The organism is Salipiger sp. HF18, from assembly GCF_011806505.1.
GTDB lineage: Bacteria > Pseudomonadota > Alphaproteobacteria > Rhodobacterales > Rhodobacteraceae > Salipiger > Salipiger thiooxidans.
Genome location: NZ_JAATOS010000952.1, coordinates 1 through 674, shown reverse-complemented (window position 1 = coordinate 674; position 674 = coordinate 1). Strand labels below are relative to the sequence as shown.

Annotated in this window: 1 pseudogene; it reads left to right on the top strand. The window is 76.0% G+C overall.

Features of this window, described 5'->3' with window-relative positions:
* Window positions 1–674 (top strand): annotated as a pseudogene (locus tag HC022_RS28210) (AsmA family protein); the annotation flags it as partial.

The window sequence follows — 674 nt, the reverse complement described above, 5'->3', positions numbered from 1 at the left end:
GTGGACATCCGCACCGACAGCGGCGCGCCGGTGGCGACACTGGCCGATCTCGAGGCGGGGCTGGCGCCCGCGCCGCTCTTGCGGGGCGAGGTGGCGCTGCGCGCGGCGCGGCTTTCCGGCGCCATGCTGAGCCTGCGCCGCGACGAGGACGGGCGGCTGGGCCTGGCGCTTGGCGACGTCTTCGCCTCGGGCACCAGGATGCCGGACTTCCCCACCATCATCGCGCAGGTGGATGCGGCGGTGGCCGACCCGCGGCTCGCCGGCCTGCAGGAGCTGCGCGCCGAGGCGCTGACCATCCGCTACGAGGACGCCCGCGCCGGCCGCGGCTGGACCGCCGACGGCGGGCGGCTGAGCCTCACCCGCGAGGACGGGCGGCTGCGGCTTGCGGGCGACGTGTCGCTGCTCGGCCGCGGCGACGTGGCGGCGACGCTGGCGATCAACGCCGAGAGCGTCATCGGCGAGACCTCGGGCAGCTTCGGGCTCAACCTCACGGGGCTCGACTCGCAGGATATCGCGAGCCAGAGCCCGGCGCTGGCATGGCTCGAGGCGCTGCGGGCACCGATCTCGGGGGCGCTGCGCGGCACCGCCACCGAGGACGGCCAGCTTGGCGCGCTGAACGCCACGCTGCAGATCGGCGAGGGCGTGCTGCAACCCAACGCCCGCACCCGCCCGAT